Below are 18092 nucleotides of genomic sequence, written 5' to 3' on the forward strand. Positions count from 1 at the left end.
GCTGATGGAGCGGCAGTTCGAATGCCGCAAAGTGGATCAGGATGCTGGAATGGCTGGACGTAGTGCCGAATACATAAAAGAGCTGGTTGCATCCTCGATGCTTCAGCAGGCCCGCAAGTTCGCAGAGGTATATGGCGGGCAGGGGAGGCTTTGGCAGCGTCCATATGCAGAACCACGGCCGCGTTCCGCCTCTGCCGTCGCGTCGGTATGGTTCACCGCGTATCCGCCCTCGGTTATTACCAGGCCGGGAGAATCGGTGCTCAAGACCCTTGGCGATGCTCGCCTGTGGTCAGCATTGTCTTCGATCGGCGTGCGCGGCATCCATGTAGGTCCAACCAAGAGGTCGGGTGGACTGAAGGACGGCACCTACACGCCGACGATCGACGGCAACTTCGACCGCATTGGGTTTGATATCGACCCTGCCTTCGGCAGCACCGAAGAGTTCGTCGCCATCAGCCGAATGGCGGCAGCCCATAATGCCATCGTTATCGACGACGTCATCCCTTCCCATACAGGCAAGGGTGCCGACTTTCGTTTGGCCGAGATGAACCATTCCTCCTATCCTGGCCTTTATCACATGGTTGAGATCCCCGGGGAGGATTGGTCTCATCTACCAGACGTGCCGGAGGGGAAGGACGCCGCCAACCTCAGCGCAGAAGCGGTCGACTATTTTAAGGAGCGAGGCTTCATCGTTGGGCACCTCCAACGGGTCATCTTCTTCGAGCCGGGGGTCAAGGAAACAGACTGGAGCGCCACCGCGGCTGTCGAGGGCTTGGACGGTAAGCTGCGCCGCTGGGTTTATCTCCACTATTTCAAGGAGGGGCAGCCAAGCCTCAACTGGCTGGATCCAAGTTTCGCGGCTCAGCAGATGATCATCGGCGACGCTCTCCACTCCATCGACCAGCTCGGTGCAAGAGGGCTTCGGCTAGACGCCAACGGCTTTTTAGGGGTCGAACGGAGGGCAGAGGGGCCAGCTTGGTCCGAAAGCCACCCTCTGTCTATGACAGGCAATGCCTTATTGGCGGGCATGATCCGCAAGGCCGGCGGCTTTTCCTTCCAGGAACTGAACCTTACAGTCGATGATATCGCTGCCATGTCGAAGGGCGGTGCCGATCTCTCTTATGATTTTATCACACGGCCGGCCTATCACCACGCGCTGCTGACGGGAGATACGGAATTCCTGCGTATGATGCTGCGCACCGTCCACGAATTCGGGATCGATCCGGCATCGCTCATTCATGCGCTGCAGAACCACGACGAACTGACAACCGAGCTTGTTCACTTCTGGACGCTCCATGCGGACGACATCTACACTTTCGCCGGACAGACTTGGCAAGGGCGCACACTGCGAATGCACCTTCGCGACGTCATTCGCGAACGTTTGTCAGGCACCAACGCCCCTTACAATCTGCCCTTTGTCACCAATGGCATCGCATGCACGACGGCAAGCGTCATCGCAGCGGCGATCGGCATCTCCGACCTCGACAGCATCAATGACGAAACCGTCAAGCTCATCCGCAAGATCCATCTGCTTCTTGTCATGTACAACGCATTCCAGCCCGGCATTTTCGCCTTGTCTGGCTGGGATCTTCTCGGCGCTCTCCCGGTGAAGGCGGACGACGTGAAGCACCTGATGGGAGACGGCGATACGCGGTGGATCGAGCGCGGCGCCTATGATCTGACAGGACTGTCCAATGAAGAACAGTCGGCCGAAGGCGTGCCGCGGGCCCGTTCGCTGTACGGATCTATTTGCGATCAGCTCGATCAGCCGGATTCATTCGCAAGCCAGCTAAAACGCCTCCTGGCGGTTCGGGAAGCCTATGGTCTCGCTGCCGCCAAACAGGTCCTCATTCCCGACACGACAGCGCCTGGCTTGCTGGTCATGGTTCACGAACTTCCCGAAGGCCGTGGGACGCAGCTGACGGCATTGAACTTCAGTGGGGTCACCCTGGAAGAAGTCGTCGTTCTGCCGCATGTCAAACCTGGGCCGGTAGTCGATATGATCGCCGAGACGATCGAAGGCGATCTTCAGGAAGACGGGGCGCTGACCATCAATCTCGATCCCTACGAAGGCCTGTCGCTCCGCATCGTGGGCACGCTTCCAGTGCTTCCATGATCGCCATCTAGGGCGTGGCGCGGCCGCTGCCGCCTAAATCTGAGGCTAAGAACTTTGGCGTGGTGGTGTTCAATTCAACCAGCCGCCCAAAAGCTGTGTCCACGGATTGAAGCGGGAGCCGAAGCAGAAAGGCGAAGGAGCACAGCAGTAGGCAGCCCTCTTAAACGACACGTAGCATAGGCCGGCGAGACTTGTGCGTGATCGTCACCGCCAACATTCCCGAAGGTGCGTCGGTCGAAACCAAGGTATAGCGCAAGCTTTGGGCGATAGGCCTTAGCTGCTCCGCAGCCTCATGGGAGAGCTCGCGCTGGATCAATGGAATGCCCTGAGCCATCAGCACGCTGACGGCACCCACTTCGAGGCCCAGATCGAATTCGGCATCCCGTCCAGGAAACCGCAGCCTTACGTCTTCCAGTATTTCAATCTTGCGCATCTCAATCCCCTTTCAATCAACAGGATTGCTCCGCATGGTGAACAACTGGTTAAACTCTGGCTGCTATATTAGCCCCTGCAAGAATAGTATGCAGGCGTTCTGCCGCAGGCGATATCGGGCGCAATGGCTGATATAACCGCGGTTGCTAAAGTATGAATCTGAGCTTGACTATGATCCAGGTTGGGGCGGCACAAGTGTCAGACTCCGGCGTTCTCACTTTCATGCATGACACATATGAAAAGTGGTTCCATGATGGGATCAACGCCTGCAGCTATCGCCAGATGTACAGGGTCGCGTCGGACATCGCGGCGACACTGACTATTCCGCGCGAGCTGAGAGGAATTGCAGGAAAGGTGGTAAGATTACTTGCGCCGGTCATTGATAAGCCCATTGCTCCCGCCAAGCTGCTTGCCAGGGCACGGACGGAATTCACGAGGCTTCAGCGCGAGATGGCTGTTCACGAGCAGGTTGAGATGAGGATGCCAAGCTGATTTAATCATCCAACAAAAAAGCCGCTGGATGTCCCAGCGGCCTTCTTGTTCAGTTAAACGCCACTAAGGTGGCTATCAGTCACGACGCAGGCCGCTCGACCCGACATTGCCAAGGCCGCCGGTCCGTTCGTCTTCGACCTCGACTTCAGTCTTACGTACGGAATCAGAGATCGTTTCCTCACGCTGTTCTGCCGTCTTGCGGAGCGAGATTTCCTCGATCACTCGGGCGTCCTTGGAAACAACGGCTTCTTCCCGATGTTCCTCGGCTTCGATCGTACGATCGACGAAGGCGTTTTCCGTGCCCGTGAGCGGGCGATCAACGCTGCGGCGGGTAATCTCGACATTTTCGTCGCGAAGCGAGACGTTTTCCCGGACAGGGGTTTCGGTCACGTAGGAGCGGACCCGGACCCGACCATTATTCACGTCGCGCTTGCCGACGCGAAGCTCTTCTTCGACAACCGGAATGACGTCTTCGCCGCTGGCTTCCAGGGTCGAAACGCCGGCGGTGCCGCGAGTGCGGTCATAGCCGGACGCGGCGAAAGAGTCGCTTGCCGTCGAACGCGACCAACCTTCCGATTCCCAGGCCTTGGTGCGCTCATCCAGGTCAATGCTGCCCTCGTCGTCCAGGATGTCGAGAGCGCGGTCATGCAAATCCAATGGATATCCTGAAACGGTGACGAGGTAGCCGCCACGGCGAATGCCCTCCGCATAGACGCTACGGTCTTCGTCAGGAAGGAAGAGATCGGCAAGCGATGCCCAGAACCCTTTATGTTCCTCACCCGAGGTAGTCGTTCCTGCAGTTCCCGCGGCGCTGCTTTCTGCGATCACACGCACTGATTCCCGGGAAATGCCCGCTTCGGTAAGCCGAGCGACAGCGCGGTCGGCTTCCAGGCGATCGTCAAAAAAGGCGGTTATGGTGTTGGAGCCCGAGGCAGTGTAGTTCTGATCAGTATAAGACATTGGACATTCCTCTCTGTTGCTATTCGTCTAGTCTCTCAATCGTCGCAGTCTGCTTTCGAAGTTTCACCGGAACGGCGACTTCTTCCGTAGTGGCGATTTTGCGGATTCTGATCTCCTCAACGAGGACCAGCCGCTTCTCGACAACAACGATTTCCTCGACCACCGGAATGATGGTCAGATCACCCTCAACCCTTGTTTCAGGGATGGAAGTAATCTCTCGGTCCAGACGTTCACGCGTGACTTCAACGCGCATACCATCCAGCGTCGCTTCGGCTAAGTCGTTGACTGTCGTACTCGAAGTGGTTACCCGAATACGCCCGGTGACGACTCGTTCCTTGTCGATACTGGCAGTCTCCTCGACGATCTCTATCTTGTGGTCGTCAATCGACATACAGAACCTCCACCGTGTCGTCGGATGGTGAATCCTGGAGACGGGATATGGTTCCGCGTTGATGAGCAATTGCTCAAGCAAGCCGTAGGATGTTGAAGACTGGCGAGCGCGGTCAGCGCCGCGTAAGCCGGTTGCAGCATTTGGCTAAGAAAATGCCCGCGCTTGCACCGTCCGAACCCGTGGTATCCGGGATTAGGAAAGAAGCGCTTCTGTCAGCGGATGGTGCGGATCAAGCAGGCCGTCGAGGGCGTTGAAGTGGTGACGATCCGGCTCTTCTACGCACTCGGTCTCTGCACCGAGGCCCTTCCAGATATTGGCGAGAAGCGCATTCTGGCGAATGAATTCCGACCGTTCTGCGGCACCTACCCAGCAGGTGAGCCGGCATTCGGGAAGCGGTTCGAGAAGGGCAGGGCTCTCGCGATAAGCCTCCTCGACATCGATCCTCTGCTTCTCGTTCATCTGGGTATTGAGAAGCGGACGGAGATCGTGAACGCCGGAAATCGAAACGACCTTGACGATCCGGTCACGGATTTCCGGGCTGAGCGGTGACGTAGTGCTGACCATGCGTGTCACAAGTTGGCCGCCTGCCGAATGGCCGGCGAGGCGGATCGGACCACCAACGATTTCGGCAGCGGTCTCGATTGCTCGGCCTACCTCTTGCGTAATTCCGGAAATCCTCATTTCTGGCGCCAGCGTATAGCTCGGTATGGCGACCGCGTAGCCTGCTTCCACAGCACCCTGTGCAAGATGCGACCAGTAGCTGTTGTCGAGACGGATCCAGAACCCGCCATGGACGAAGACGACGAGGCCAAGCGGCTCGGTCTTCGGCATGAAGAGGTCGAATCTGTTGCGCGGCCTATCGCCATAGCTGAGGCCAAGCTTGGCCTGGCCGGCCAAGCCCATCCGCTCGCGGTATATCCGTGCCGGCTCCACCCACGTGACTGGCCAGCGGTCTCCCTGGGGAATATTGATGCCATTGGCATAAGCATCGTCCCAGTCGATGATCTTGTGGCGCATGCAGCATCCTCTGCCGATAAGCTACGCGTCGTCAAGGCTAGTCGTTACGATGTCTCATAAGCCTGAATTCCTAGTTGTTCCCTTACTGCAGGCGCTGCTAGATGTTTTCATGCAAATATGGGAAGTAACAGTGGTGCGTGGCATCCGAACGGTGCAGCAGAACAAAGAAGACAGGGGAATATGCAGATGCACAAAATGCTCGCCGCCGCCACGATGGCCCTCAGCCTCGGCACATCCGGTCTGGCGCATGCCGACCCGCTGAAGATCGGCATGATCACCACGCTGTCAGGGGGCGGCGCAGGCCTCGGCGTCGACACTCGCGACGGCTTCATGCTGGCTATCAAGAACTCCGGCAACAAGGACATCACGGTTGTAACCGAGGATGACGCGCAAAAGCCTGAGCTCGCCGTGCAGATTGCCGATAAGATGATCCAAAGCGACCAGGTTGACGTGCTGACCGGAATTGTTTGGTCCAACCTCCTCATGGCGGTCGTTCCGGGCGCGGTCGCGCAAGGAAAGCTCTACGTCTCGACCAACGCGGCGCCGGCCGCCCTTGCCGGCGCCAACTGCAACAAGCTCTACTTCAATGCCGCCTACCAGAACGACAATCTTCACGAAGCCATGGGCGAATACGCCACCAAAGGCTATAAGAAGATGTTCATCCTGGCGCCGAACTATCCTGCCGGCAAGGACTCGCTGACCGGCTTCAAGCGCTATTACAAAGGCGAAGTCGCCGCCGAAGTCTATACAAAAGTCGGCCAGACCGATTATGCCGCCGAAATCGCGCAGATGCGCGCTTCCGGCGCCGACGGCATCTTCGTCTTCCTGCCCGGCGGCATGGGTATCGCCTTCATGAAGCAGTTCGCCCAGTCCGGCGTCAAGATCCCGGTCATGGGGCCGGGCTTCTCTTTTAGCCAGGACGTGCTTCCGGCAATCGGCGACGCGGCGCTCGGCGCTAAGGCCTCCGGCCAGTGGGCTCCCGATTTCGACAATGCGGCCAGCAAGAAGTTCGTGTCGGATTTTCAGGCTGAGTACAAGCGCCTGCCGTCGATCTATGCCCTGCAGGCCTATGATGCGGCACAACTGGTCGTTTCCGCCGCCGCCAAGACAAGCGTGAAAAACACCGACGCCTTCCGTGCCGAACTGCTGAGGGCAGACATCACGTCGCCGCGCGGCAATTTCAAGTTCAACACCAACCAGCATCCGATCCAAGACATCTACCTAACGGAAGTGGTGAGGAAGGACGGCGTATTGACCAACAAAACGGTCGAGAAGATCTTCACCGATCACGGCGATGCCTACGCCAAAGACTGCAAGCTTTAAGGCTCGCCCGTGACCTTTGCGCTTGCTCTCGAGCAGTTGCTGAACGGCCTGCAGCTCGGCGTCATGCTTTTCCTCATGGCGGCGGGGCTGACGCTGATCTTCGGCGTCATGGGCCTCATCAACCTTGCGCACGGCTCACTTTATATGGTCGGCGCATTTGCCTGCGCCGCCGTGGCCGCCTGGACGGGCTCATTCTGGCTCGGCCTTGCTGCAAGCCTCGCCTGCGCTGCTGCGGCAGGAGCCGTTGTCGAGCTTGTAGTGATCCGCCGGCTTTACGATCGTGATCACCTAGATCAGGTTCTGGCAACTTTCGCGCTGATCCTGATCTTTTCGGAAGGCACCCGCTGGCTGTTTGGCTCATTCCCCCTTTATCTCGATATCCCGCCCCTGTTGCAGGGCGCCGTCCAACTGCCCGGCGGCGGCGAATATCCCATCTACCGCCTGGCGATCATTGCCATCGGGGCGCTGGTGGCCGTCGGTCTCTATGTGCTGATCGGCAGGACGCGGCTCGGCATGCGCATCCGCGCTGGCGAAAGCGACCGGGAAATGATCGGTGCGCTGGGCGTCGACATCCGCACGCTCTACACCGTGGTCTTCGCTCTCGGCTCAGCACTGGCAGGACTTTCCGGTGCATTGGTCGGCGCGACACAGTCCGTCCAGGTCGGTATGGGTGAGCCGATCCTCATTCTCTGCTTCGTCGTGATCGTCATCGGCGGTATCGGCTCGATCAAGGGAGCGCTTCTCGGCGCGCTTCTTGTTGGCATCTGCGACACGATGGGCCGGTTCCTGCTGCCGCAGCTGATCGCGCTGCTTCTGCCACCTGCACAAGCAGGCATGGTCGGTGGCGCGGTGTCCTCCATGCTCATCTATGTGGTCATGGCTCTCGTGTTGGCGGTCAAGCCGCGAGGCCTTTTCCCGCCGGCCCATGTGTGAGACTGTGATGACCCGCGAAAACCTCGTCAACATCCTGCTTGCGGTCGCCCTTCTGGCTGCCCCGCTCGCCGCCAATGCGCTTGGCCAGGCTTTCTACGTGACACTCGCGACCCGGATTGCGATCCTGGCACTTGCGGCACTTGGGCTGAACCTGGCGCTCGGGCTCGGCGGATTGGTGTCCTTCGGGCACGCCGCCTTCTTCGGCATCGGCGGATACGCCGCCGGCATCCTTGCGGCGCATGGTTTTTCCGGCGAGCCCATTCTGTTCGGCCTTCCGGGTACCGTGCAGATGCCGGTGATCTGGCTGGTAGCGGTGTTTACCGCGGCGGTCGTCGCGCTGTTGATCGGCGCGATCAGCCTCAGGACCTCCGGCGTTTATTTTATCATGATCACGCTCGCCTTCGCGCAGATGGTCTATTATTTCGCGGTTTCCTGGCCCGCCTATGGCGGTGAGGACGGGCTGTCGGTCCTCGTCCGCAACCAGTTCCCAGGCCTCAACACTATGGTGCCGCTCAACTTTTTCTTGATCTGCTACGTCATCCTGTTGGTTGCCATTGCTCTTTTTGCCCTCATCCGTGCCTCGCGCTTCGGCGCCGCCTTGCAGGCCGCCCGCCAGAATGAGATCCGTGTTGCGACCATCGGCATTGGCCCATTCCGCATCCGCCTGACGGCCTTTGTCCTGTCGGCCACGATTACGGCGCTCGCTGGTGCGCTCTATGCCGATCTTAACCGCTTCGTCAGTCCGTCCATGCTGTCCTGGCACATGTCGGGCGAGCTGATCGTGCTGGTCATCCTCGGCGGTGTCGGCCGGCTGTTCGGCCCAGTCGCCGGTGCGGCGCTTTATGTAGCGTTTGAATTCGCACTCGGTAGCCTGACGGAATACTGGCAGTTCGTCCTCGGCCTCATCCTGCTCGGCACCGTTCTCTTTGTGCGCGGCGGCCTGCTCGGGTTATTCGCCGGAAAGGCCAGACATGGATAAGGTCATGGCTGAGCCGGTTCTGCAAATCAACGAGCTCGTCAAGAATTTTGGGGCGCTAAGAGCGACTGACGGCGTCACGCTCGATCTTCGACCCGGAGAGATCCATGCGCTGATCGGCCCCAACGGCGCCGGGAAGTCGACGCTAATCCACCAGATTTGCGGGACGCTCCGGCAGGATAGCGGCACGATCCGGCTCGCCGGGGTGGATATCGGCGCGCTCAGCACAGCCGACCGGGCCCGCCGCGGCCTCGGTCGCACCTTTCAGGTTTCGTCGCTTGTATCGGAGTTCTCGGCACTTCGGAACGTCATGCTGGCCGTTCAAGCAAAGCAGGCAACCAGCTTCGGCTTTTTCAGGCCGGTTATGCGTGATGTTTCGTTGATCGAGCCGGCAATGGCCATCCTGGAGCGACTGGGGCTGGCCCACCGCGCCCGGCTGCCGGCCGCCGAGCTTTCCCATGGCGAGCGACGGCAGCTCGAGATCGCCATAACGCTTGCCCTCCAGCCGAAGGCGTTTCTGCTCGACGAGCCAATGGCCGGCATGGGTCTGGAAGGATCGAAGGCGCTGACACTCTTCCTGGACGGGTTGCGACAGGAAGCGCCAATCCTGCTCGTCGAGCACGATATGGACGCAGTCTTCACCCTTGCCGACAGGGTTTCGGTGCTCGTCTATGGCAGGATCATCGCGACGGGCACGGCGGGAGAGATCCGCCGGGACCCAGCTGTGCGGACCGCCTATCTCGGAGACCGTGCCTGATGCTGCTCGACGTGCAGGATATCACGGCCTTCTATGGCAGCAGCCAGGCGCTGTTCGGGGTCGAATTCCAGATGCAGGAAGGCGAAGTCGTGGCGCTGATGGGTCGCAACGGCATGGGCAAGTCGACGACGATCAAGTCGATCCTCAACATGCTGGCGCCACGCAGCGGTCGCATCATCTTTGCCGGCAAGCCGACCGAGCGCATGCCTTCCTACCAAGTGGCACGGCTTGGCATCGGGCTGGTGCCCGAAGGCCGCCGTTGCTTTCCCAACCTGACCGTCCACGAGAATCTTGTCGCTGCGGCTAGACGCGGCGCGTGGACGCTGGAAAGGATCAATTCTCTGTTTCCCAGGCTTGAGGAGCGGCATGCGCAGATGGCCGCATCGCTGTCCGGCGGTGAGCAGCAGATGCTGGCGATCGGTCGAGCGCTGATGACCAATCCGCGTCTTCTCATCCTGGATGAGGCAACGGAAGGACTCGCACCAGTCATCAGACAAGACATTTGGAAAGCGATACGGCAATTGAAGAGCGAAGGTCTCTCGATTCTTGTGGTGGATAAAACCCTGTCGGAGCTTCTGCCTGTCGTCGATCGCTGCGTCATCCTGGAAAATGGTCGGAGCGTCTGGCAGGGCGCCGTTGCCGAGGTCACGGCAGAAATTCAGGACCGCTTTCTTGGAATATAAGAATGGCGAGCGCCGCAGCACAGACGGATCTTAGCAGGGTCCCCGCCTCCGAATAGCATCAGACACTCCAATGGTCCTAGCCTTGCATTTGATCTTCGGGCCTTTGGTCTCAATGGCTTCAAGTCCGAAGTCCAGCTTCCGGCGACTGAAGTCCCTCCCCAGGAACTGCGCATATTCTAGGCCTGTTGTCACTTCAGCTTCGCAATAGTCGAGGCGAGGAAACAACAAGGAGAACATTATGAACATCGTTAAACGCGTAGCGGTAGCCGCTGCCCTTCTGGCAGGAACGACACTTTCTGCCTATGCCCAGACCAGCAGCACGGTCGGTACGGGAGGCACTTCGGCCGGCGGCGGAACCTCCAGCAGCACGGTTGGCACGGGCGGAAGCTCTGCCGGCGGCAGCAATTGTACCACAGGCAGCGATTGCGGCTCCGGCTCGGCCTCGACGCTTGGAACCGGGGGCACCTCGGCAGGGGGCGGCCAGTCTAGTAGTTCGGTCGGCACCGGTGGTTCGGCAGCAGGCTCCGGCTCCGGTTCGGGATCGGCGTCGACGCTCGGCACAGGCGGAACCTCCGCGGGCGATGGCCAGTCCAGCAGCTCCGTTGGAACGGGCGGCTCGGCCGCCGGCTCCGGTAGTCGTTCTGGGTCTGCCTCCACGCTCGGTACGGGCGGCACCTCTGCCGGCGACGGAAGGTCCGCCAGTTCAGTCGGGACTGCCGGGAGCTCGGCTGGATCGGCCGGCGACGAGAACGGCAATGGCAAGAAGGCATGTCCTCCGGGTCAGGCCAAGAAAGCCGGCGGCTCCTGCTGATCAGTCGTGAGGATGGGAGGCGGAGCATCCGTCTCCCATCCTAACCATGGAAGGAACTTATCATGAAATCGCAATCGATCGTTACAAGGAGCGCTCTGGCGCTTCCCGTTATTCTGATCATCATGGTCGCTGCAGCGGCATTTGCCGATGAGCAGGTCAAGCTCGACGACGGCACGGTCTGCACCGTAATCGGTAGTACGTCTTCCACCGGTGGCGGAACATCCACCTCGGTGACTGCGGGCGGCGGCACTGTGTCGTCGTCAACCACCCTCGACGGACGCACCACGACAACCCATTCCGGTGGCGGCTCTGCGTCGTCGACCACTGGATCGTCCGTCAGTTCGGGTAATGCAGGCAGCCAGGCGTTCTCCATGGCGACTGCCACGCGCCCGGACGGTTCCGTCATCACCCGTCGGTCTGACGGTACTTGCGACATCACAAAGCCTGCCAAATAAGGAGAACAAGAAGATGTTGAAGAGGATCACATTGGCAGGTGCTATTTGTTTGGCGGTTCTGCCCGGGCAGCCTGTGTCTGCCCAAGACTGCAATGCGGCAGGCACTGTCGGTTCTGCAGGGAGCGCCGCCGCCGGCGGAACCTCGGCCAGCACGCTCGGCACGGCGGGATCGTGCAACACAGACGACGGCGCGACATCATCAATTGCCTCGGGCGGCAGCGCGGCGACAGCTGACGGGAAAGCGAGAAGCCGGACGAATACGGTCGACAATCCAAGCAAGCTGCAGACGCAGTCCAAGGCGCAGGCAGTGGATAAGGGCACGTTCAGCAAGTCCCGGACAAAAACGACGGTCCAAAGCGACAGCCTCGACAGCACAACGCGCACGATGTCGCATGTTCCGGGACAGAAGCCGGTGAAGAGCACTACCAACAGCAGCGTGACCCTGCCGCAGCAGTAATTGGCTGGTTAGGGGAAGGGGATCGGGATCGGTCGGCAGCTCGATACCCGCCTCGAAGCCATCGCACTTGCCGGCGTCGGCCAACCAGATGTCTGCTATCTGAGGATGCGGTTACCACCGGCATCGAAGAAATGCAGGTGGTGCGTCGGGAAGCTGACGGATACCTGTTGCCCCGGCGTCAGAAAGGCCCGGTCCGAAGTGAACACCTTCAAGTCCACACCGTTGAGCGACAGGTGCAGGATGATGCCGAAGCCGGTCGGTTCAACCAGATCTACAGTCGCTCCAACGCCCTCTGCCGACAGTTCGACATGTTCCGGACGAATGCCGACGGTGATGCCTTGCTCGTCATCGGCCCCGGGCGGCAGCTGTACCTTCAGGAGCGTGCCGTCGGCCAGACGCACGCCATCCGAATGCCGCGTCCCTTCAAAAAAATTCATTCCCGGCGAGCCGATGAAACCCGCGACGAAAAGATTGGCAGGGCGGTCATAGAGCTCGAGCGGACTGCCGACTTGCTGGACCAACCCGCCATGCATGGCAACGATCCGGTCCGCCAGGGTCATCGCCTCGATCTGGTCATGGGTGACGTAGATCGAAGTCGCCTTGAGGTCGCCATGCATTTTCTTGATTTCCGCTCGCATCTGTTCGCGCAGGCGGGCATCGAGGTTCGACAGCGGTTCGTCGAACAGGAAGGCCTTTGGCTGCCGCACGATCGCGCGGCCCATGGCGACGCGCTGGCGTTGGCCCCCGGACAGTGCCTTAGGGCGCCGCTCCAGATAGGGTTCGAGCCCGAGCTTCGACGCCGCACCCGCAATGGCGGCCTCGATCTTTTCCTTGGAGGCTTTGCGCAGTCGCATGCTGTAGCTCATGTTGCGGGCAACGCTCATATGCGGGTAGAGCGCGTAGGATTGAAAGACCATAGCTATGTCGCGATCTTTGGGATGTCGTTCATTGACGCGGCTGGCGTCGATACGAATTTCCCCGCTCGTTACTTCTTCCAGCCCGGCGATCATCCTAAGTAGCGTGGATTTCCCGCAGCCGGACGGGCCGACCAGGACGATGAACTCGCCGTCCTTGATCTCGAGATTAACACCCTGCAGGACGCTATAGGTGCCATAGGATTTAGCGAGGTTGTCGATCGTAATGGATGCCATCTGACTACCCCTTGACCGCGCCGGCCGTCAGGCCCTGCACGAGATACCGTTGAATAAGCAGGAAGAAGAGCGCGGCTGGGATCAGTGCCATGACGCCAGCAGCCATCATCTGACCGAAATCGACCGAGAACTTCGAGACGAAGGTCAAGAGCCCGACTGGGAAGGTCGCGGCATTGTTGCCGTTGATCAGCATCAGCGCGAACAGGAGTTCGCTCCAGGCTGCCGTGAAAACGAAACCAAGTGTGGCGGCGATGCCGGGAAGTGTCAGCGGCAGGATGATCTGGCGAAACGCGATAAACCTCGTCGCCCCGTCGATCATCGCGGCCTTCTCCAGGTCTTTTGGAATGCCGTCAAAGAAGGACTGCATCAGGAAAGTCGCGAACGGCACGTTGAAGGCGGTGTAGACGACAACAAGCCCAGTCAGGCTGTTGGTCAGGCCGAGCGGTGTCAGGATCTTGAAGATCGGCGCCACCAGCATAACCAGCGGAAACATCTGTGTCAGCAGCATCAAGCCGACGATCCAGTATTTGGTCCGGAAGGTGAAGCGTGACAGCGCGTAGCCGGACAAGGAGGCAATGATGGTGACGGCGATCGCCGTCGAGCCCGAAACGATCACGCTGTTCTTGAAGAAGACTGGAAAAGCGCTGTGCTGCAGCACGAAGGCGTAATGCTCGAATGTCGTGCGCGAAGGCCACATCCGCACACCCTCGGAATAAAGCAGGTCATTCGGTGTCAGCGATACTTTCAGGAGCCAGAACAGCGGGAACAGCGCAAAGACGATGTAGCAGAGAATCGCCAGCCGGTGCGCGAAGACGGGAAGAATGGAACGTCTCATGGCCTCACCCCTTGTTCAACAGTGTCTGGCGCGGCAGGATGATCAGCATCGAATAGGCGATCAGCAAGACCAGCAGCACCAAGGCGATTGCCGAGGCATAGCCAAAATCAAGCGCCTTGAACGCTTGGGTAAAGATATAGCTGGCGACGATCTGGGTGCGATCCGCCGGGCCGCCGCCCGTCATCACCACGATGAGGTCGGCGAAATTGGATACCCATACGGTGCGCAGCAGCACGGTAATGGCGATGGTCGGCGCCAGAAAGGGCAGGGTGATAGACAGGAAACGTTGCATCCAGTTCGCACCGTCGATGGAGGCAGCTTCGTAAAGATCGCGCGGGATCGACTGCAGTGCGGCCAGAAGGGTGATCGCAAAGAACGGAATGCCCCACCAGACATTAGCGATGATCGGCCCCCACATAGCGTGATGCGGATCGGACAGGAGATTGCCCGGTTGGTCGATCAGCCCAAGCGCGAACAGCCAGTGCGGCAACGGCCCGATGACCGGGTTGAACAGCCAGGCCCAGTTGAGGCCAGCCAGGAAGGATGGCACGGCCCAAGGCAGGAAAACCAGCGCCTGCACCATGCCGCGGCCGCGGAAGGGCTTGTCGAGAAGCAGGGCCAGGATCAGGCCAAAGGTGAACTGCAGCACCACCGAGGCTCCGGTCCACCACAGCGTATTCTTTAGCGCGCCGGAAAAGGCCTTGTCCTGGGAAAGGGTGCGAAAGTGATCAAGGCCGACAAATCCGCCGGAAAACGGGTTGAGCAGCTGGATGTCGCGGAAGGCGTAGGACATGCCGAGCACCAGCGGCACCAGCATGACAGTAATGATCAGGATCAGCGCAGGCGCGCTGTAGAGGTAAGGTTCGGCATGATCGGCAAGCTGGGCCAAAAACGGTTTGCGCGTCCGTCGCCCATGGCTGGAAGTGAATGCGGTGGTCATTGGCAGGATCGTCCCCGTGGGCGGCATCATGGCCGTCGTCGCGGTCAAACGAGCCGGCAGCAGGTGCTGCCGGCTCGTCATCGACTTATTTTTTGGCCAGATGTTTCTGCTGTGCCTTGGTGAGGTAGTCTGCCCACTGGTTGGCGAGGTCGGCGGCTGATATGTCGCCAAGCAGCGCCTGCTGCGATGTCTTGATCGCGATCGAATCCTTGAACAGGGCGAATTCCTGGAGGTAGGTCGGCATCACAGTCGGCACTGTATTCGGGTCCGCCAGTTCCTCGAACCAGCCTTTGAACTGGTCACCTGCGTAGAACGGATCCTTTTCAGCCGATGTATAGGCCGGCAGCGCACCGATCTTCTTGTTCCATTCAAGATTGCCTTCACGGCCCTGAAGCGTGGCGATCAGCTTCCAGGACAGGTCCTTATTGTCGCTTTTGGCGAACATCGACCAGCCGGCATAACCAATGGTCGGGAAAGATTTGCCGTCCGGTCCCTTAGGCAGCGGGATGACGCCGAAATCTTCCTTCTTCATCCGTTCGGCAACCGCGATGAGTGCATCCGGATCCTGGTCGAGGAATGCGCAGGTGCCGGAATAAAAGCCGGCCACGACCTCGTTGAAGCCCCAGTTGACGCTATCCTTCGGCGCATAACCCTTCTTGTAGAGGTCTACCATCCATTCAATGCCCTTGGACCAGCCTGGACTGTTCATCGTTGAGGTGCCATCCTCGGCAAAATACGTGTTGTCGCCGGCCATGGAGGCGGCAAAGATCATCCAGCCGTTGAGGCCGCCTGGCCCGCCGCGCATGCAGTATCCGTATTTGCCGGGAAGCTTTGAAACAGCTTCGGATGCCTTGCTGAATTCTTCCATGTTCTTCGGCGGTGCCGAAACGCCGGCCTGCGAAAGCAGCTTCTTGTTGTAGAACATGGCGCGTAGGTAGAAGCCGTAGGGCAGCATGTAGGCAGTGTTCTTGACATCGCGACCGAGTTCCAGCGCGCGCGGCGTCAGTTCCTTGGTGTTTTCCCACTTCGCCAGATAGGGCTCAAGGCTTTCGAGCATGCCGTTATTGGCATAGAGCGACAGCCAGGTGTCCGGCATTTCCATGACGTCGGGCGTATCGCCGGCCGAAACCATGGTCGCGAATTTTTGAAAAGCCTCGTTCCACGGCAGCGAGATGATCTCGACCTTGGTGCCGGGGTTTTCCGTTTCGAACTTCGAAACGAGCCCGTGCAGCGTCTGCGTGCGCTCCGGGCTAGTAATTACTTCGACCAGCTTGAGCGTCGTATCTGCCATCGCGCTTGAAGCCATCAGCGACGCAAGAAGCGCGGTTGCGATCAGTGTCCTCATTGTCATTCTCCCAGTTTTGTTGGCTGTGGTGTCAGGACGCGACGGCGATCGCCTCCTCGAGATCGCTCCACAGGGCCTCGGTTCCCTCGAGGCCGACATGGAGGCGTACGGACCGCGCGTGAATTCCGAATTCCTGCGCGGAATTTGGCTGCGCTTTCTGCTGCAGCACGACTTCGCCCGGTACGACCAGGCTTTCATGGCCTCCCCAGCTCACCCCAAGCCTGAAGAGCTTCAGATTGTCGCAAAAGGCGCGGATATCGACACCTTCGCGGAAGACCAGCGAAAACAGGCCGGATGTGCCGTTGAGGCCTGTCGGCAGACGGTTTGCCAATCCGGGATGGCAGACCTGCTCGACGATATCGAGGTCCTGCAGGCGCTGAGCGATGGCAAGCGCCGAGGCTTCATGAGCCTTCATGCGGATCGGCAGGGTGCGCAGGCCGCGGATCAGCAGCCAGGCGTCGAAGGGAGAAAGCTTGGCGCCAAGATAGGGATAGGCCTCCGCCTTGAGGCGGGCGATCATCTCTTTCGAGCCGGCGACGATTCCGGCCACGACGTCGCTGTGGCCGCCAAGATATTTGGAGGCCGAATGGATGACGAGATCGACGCCGAGCGTGATCGGCTGCTGGAAAATCGGGCTTGCCCAGCTGTTGTCGATCATCGAGACGACGCCATGCTTCTTCGCAATTGCCGCCAACGCGCAGACGTCATGAGCTTCCATCACCCAGCTGGTCGGGCTTTCCATGTAGAAGATTTTTGCGCCCGGCAGCGCCTTGTCGACCGCCGCCTCGTCGCGGCCGTCCACATAAGTGACCTCGATATTCATACGCTTCAGGATGGTGCCGAACAGCCGGAAGGCATCGGGATAGACATGACGCACCGCGACGATTCGGTCGCCCGGCGCGACGAAGCTCAGCACGGCGGCGGAGATGGCGGCCATGCCACTGGCAAAACCGAGCGCATCCTCGGCGCCCTCAAGCTTGGCCAGCATTTCCTCGAACATGCGCACCGTCGGGTTGAGGCCGCGCGTATAGATCGGCCGCACCTTTTCGCCGCGATAGGATGAAACCATGTCGTCATAGTCGGAGAAGGTGAACAGCGAGGTCTGCGCGATCGGCGGCACGACGGCGCTATAGGCATTGCCCTCGTCATGCGCAACGATCATCGAGGCAAGCTCGAATGGTGCGGCACCTTCGGTCATCGGGACATTTCCTTGATGTCTTCCTCGACGATCTCGAGGATTTTCAGTGTTTCGACGCGCGCCGATTCCGGATCGCCAGCGGCGATCGCATCGAAAAGTGTGCGGTGGAACGGGAAGGACCGACGCGCGAAGTCGACGCGCTCGAACGGACTGCTCCAGAACTGCTCAAAGGTCTCGCGCATCTGTTCGAGGATCTGACGGAACAAGGGGTTATGAGTTGCATCATAGATGGCCAGGTGGAAGGCTAGATCTTCCGGCCCGGAGGCCCCGCGGGTGTGATGCGCCTTTTCCATCACCTCGAGTTTAGCCTCGATCTCCAAAAGATCGTCGGCCTTGCGCATGCGGGCGGCGACCATGCCCGCCTCGCATTCCAGCCCGCGTCGTACCTGCAGCGTCTGCAGAAGCACGTCGCGCAGATTTTCAGTGTCGAGCGACAGCGGCATATGGACAGTGCGTTTGGAAATTGGTTTCAGCAGGTAATTGCCGCTACCCTTGCGGCTGTCGATCACACCAAGCGCCTGGTAACGGCGAATTGCTTCGCGAATGGTCGAGCGTCCGACGCCGAGCGCCGACATCAAGTGCCGCTCGGGCGGCAGCCGGTCACCCGTCTTCAAGCGCGCCGCTTCGATGAAGGCAGCAAGCGCCTCGCTCACCTGAGCAGTTCGATCCGCCGGTGGGAGCAGAGACAGGATCCCGGCTGAGGCATTAAATTGGTCTGACATCTTGCCAATTAAGTCGAGAATATTTTTGTTGTCAACTACCCGCTATTCCAGCATCCAGTGGTGCTCACTATCGACTGTGGTTTCGGAAGTACCTGGTA

Annotated in this window: 20 protein-coding genes; 10 read left to right on the forward strand and 10 right to left on the reverse strand. The window is 59.7% G+C overall.

Going from position 1 to position 18092, the window contains the following annotated elements:
- The first annotated feature begins 49 nt into the window (after window positions 1–49).
- Window positions 50–2116 (forward strand): maltose alpha-D-glucosyltransferase, encoded by a 2067-nt coding sequence (treS, locus tag E2F50_RS18095; RefSeq protein WP_133317572.1) that lies wholly within the window; start codon window positions 50–52, stop codon window positions 2114–2116.
- 160 nt (window positions 2117–2276) lie between these two features.
- Here the strand turns inward: treS and E2F50_RS18100 are convergent, their stop codons facing one another.
- A complete protein-coding gene (locus E2F50_RS18100; RefSeq protein ID WP_133317573.1) occupies window positions 2277–2549 on the reverse strand; it encodes a hypothetical protein in 273 nt (90 codons plus the stop codon).
- Between the two features lie 164 nt (window positions 2550–2713).
- Here E2F50_RS18100 and E2F50_RS18105 point away from each other — a divergent pair, with 164 nt between their 5' ends.
- Window positions 2714–3040 carry a hypothetical protein gene (locus E2F50_RS18105; RefSeq protein ID WP_133317574.1) on the forward strand — a complete coding sequence of 109 codons (327 nt, stop codon included), beginning with the start codon at window positions 2714–2716 and terminating at the stop codon, window positions 3038–3040.
- Between the two features lie 75 nt (window positions 3041–3115).
- Here the strand turns inward: E2F50_RS18105 and E2F50_RS18110 are convergent, their stop codons facing one another.
- From E2F50_RS18110 to E2F50_RS18120, 3 genes are all read right to left on the reverse strand, one after another.
- Window positions 3116–4000 carry a YsnF/AvaK domain-containing protein gene (locus E2F50_RS18110; RefSeq protein ID WP_133317575.1) on the reverse strand — a complete coding sequence of 295 codons (885 nt, stop codon included), beginning with the start codon at window positions 3998–4000 and terminating at the stop codon, window positions 3116–3118.
- A 19-nt stretch (window positions 4001–4019) separates the two neighbouring features.
- Window positions 4020–4391, reverse strand: coding sequence for a DUF2382 domain-containing protein (locus E2F50_RS18115; RefSeq protein WP_133317576.1), 372 nt, complete (start codon window positions 4389–4391; stop codon window positions 4020–4022).
- 192 nt (window positions 4392–4583) lie between these two features.
- Window positions 4584–5408 (reverse strand): alpha/beta hydrolase, encoded by an 825-nt coding sequence (locus E2F50_RS18120; RefSeq protein WP_133317577.1) that lies wholly within the window; start codon window positions 5406–5408, stop codon window positions 4584–4586.
- Between the two features lie 186 nt (window positions 5409–5594).
- Between E2F50_RS18120 and E2F50_RS18125 the strand changes: the two genes are divergently transcribed.
- The 8 genes from E2F50_RS18125 (at window position 5595) to E2F50_RS18160 (ending at window position 11803) form a co-directional block, all read left to right on the forward strand.
- Complete coding sequence (locus tag E2F50_RS18125) at window positions 5595–6731, forward strand: ABC transporter substrate-binding protein (protein ID WP_133317578.1); 1137 nt, start codon at window positions 5595–5597, stop codon at window positions 6729–6731.
- 9 nt (window positions 6732–6740) lie between these two features.
- On the forward strand, window positions 6741–7664 hold the full coding sequence (locus E2F50_RS18130; RefSeq protein WP_133317579.1) for a branched-chain amino acid ABC transporter permease: 924 nt from the start codon (window positions 6741–6743) through the stop codon (window positions 7662–7664).
- A 7-nt stretch (window positions 7665–7671) separates the two neighbouring features.
- Entirely contained in the window at window positions 7672–8643 is a 972-nt protein-coding gene (locus E2F50_RS18135; RefSeq protein ID WP_133317580.1) for a branched-chain amino acid ABC transporter permease, read from the forward strand.
- A 4-nt stretch (window positions 8644–8647) separates the two neighbouring features.
- Window positions 8648–9397, forward strand: coding sequence for an ABC transporter ATP-binding protein (locus E2F50_RS18140; RefSeq protein ID WP_133317692.1), 750 nt, complete (start codon window positions 8648–8650; stop codon window positions 9395–9397).
- Window positions 9394–10080, forward strand: a complete 687-nt coding sequence (locus tag E2F50_RS18145; protein WP_202615484.1) for an ABC transporter ATP-binding protein — start codon at window positions 9394–9396, stop codon at window positions 10078–10080. The genes E2F50_RS18140 and E2F50_RS18145 overlap by 4 nt, the downstream gene beginning before the upstream one ends.
- Before the next feature lie 238 nt (window positions 10081–10318).
- Window positions 10319–10891: a hypothetical protein gene (locus tag E2F50_RS23005; protein ID WP_161974226.1), complete on the forward strand. Its 573-nt coding sequence runs from the start codon at window positions 10319–10321 to the stop codon at window positions 10889–10891.
- 62 nt (window positions 10892–10953) lie between these two features.
- Window positions 10954–11346 carry a hypothetical protein gene (locus tag E2F50_RS18155; RefSeq protein WP_133317582.1) on the forward strand — a complete coding sequence of 131 codons (393 nt, stop codon included), beginning with the start codon at window positions 10954–10956 and terminating at the stop codon, window positions 11344–11346.
- A 13-nt stretch (window positions 11347–11359) separates the two neighbouring features.
- A complete protein-coding gene (locus tag E2F50_RS18160) occupies window positions 11360–11803 on the forward strand; it encodes a hypothetical protein (RefSeq protein ID WP_133317583.1) in 444 nt (147 codons plus the stop codon).
- Window positions 11804–11898: 95 nt separating this feature from the next.
- Here E2F50_RS18160 and E2F50_RS18165 read toward each other — a convergent pair whose 3' ends face one another.
- From E2F50_RS18165 to E2F50_RS18190, 6 genes are all read right to left on the reverse strand, one after another.
- Window positions 11899–12954, reverse strand: coding sequence for an ABC transporter ATP-binding protein (locus tag E2F50_RS18165; RefSeq protein ID WP_133317584.1), 1056 nt, complete (start codon window positions 12952–12954; stop codon window positions 11899–11901).
- A gap of 4 nt (window positions 12955–12958) precedes the next feature.
- Window positions 12959–13789: a carbohydrate ABC transporter permease gene (locus E2F50_RS18170; RefSeq protein ID WP_133317585.1), complete on the reverse strand. Its 831-nt coding sequence runs from the start codon at window positions 13787–13789 to the stop codon at window positions 12959–12961.
- Window positions 13790–13793: 4 nt separating this feature from the next.
- Entirely contained in the window at window positions 13794–14729 is a 936-nt protein-coding gene (locus E2F50_RS18175) for a carbohydrate ABC transporter permease (protein ID WP_133317693.1), read from the reverse strand.
- An 85-nt stretch (window positions 14730–14814) separates the two neighbouring features.
- Window positions 14815–16074, reverse strand: coding sequence for an ABC transporter substrate-binding protein (locus tag E2F50_RS18180; protein WP_133317586.1), 1260 nt, complete (start codon window positions 16072–16074; stop codon window positions 14815–14817).
- Between the two features lie 31 nt (window positions 16075–16105).
- Window positions 16106–17272 carry a PLP-dependent transferase gene (locus E2F50_RS18185; protein ID WP_133317587.1) on the reverse strand — a complete coding sequence of 389 codons (1167 nt, stop codon included), beginning with the start codon at window positions 17270–17272 and terminating at the stop codon, window positions 16106–16108.
- Window positions 17269–17994 carry a FadR/GntR family transcriptional regulator gene (locus E2F50_RS18190; protein ID WP_133317588.1) on the reverse strand — a complete coding sequence of 242 codons (726 nt, stop codon included), beginning with the start codon at window positions 17992–17994 and terminating at the stop codon, window positions 17269–17271. The genes E2F50_RS18185 and E2F50_RS18190 overlap by 4 nt, the downstream gene beginning before the upstream one ends.
- Window positions 17995–18092: the final 98 nt, after the last annotated feature.

It is taken from the genome of Rhizobium deserti, from assembly GCF_004358025.1.
GTDB classification, from domain to species: domain Bacteria; phylum Pseudomonadota; class Alphaproteobacteria; order Rhizobiales; family Rhizobiaceae; genus Neorhizobium; species Neorhizobium deserti.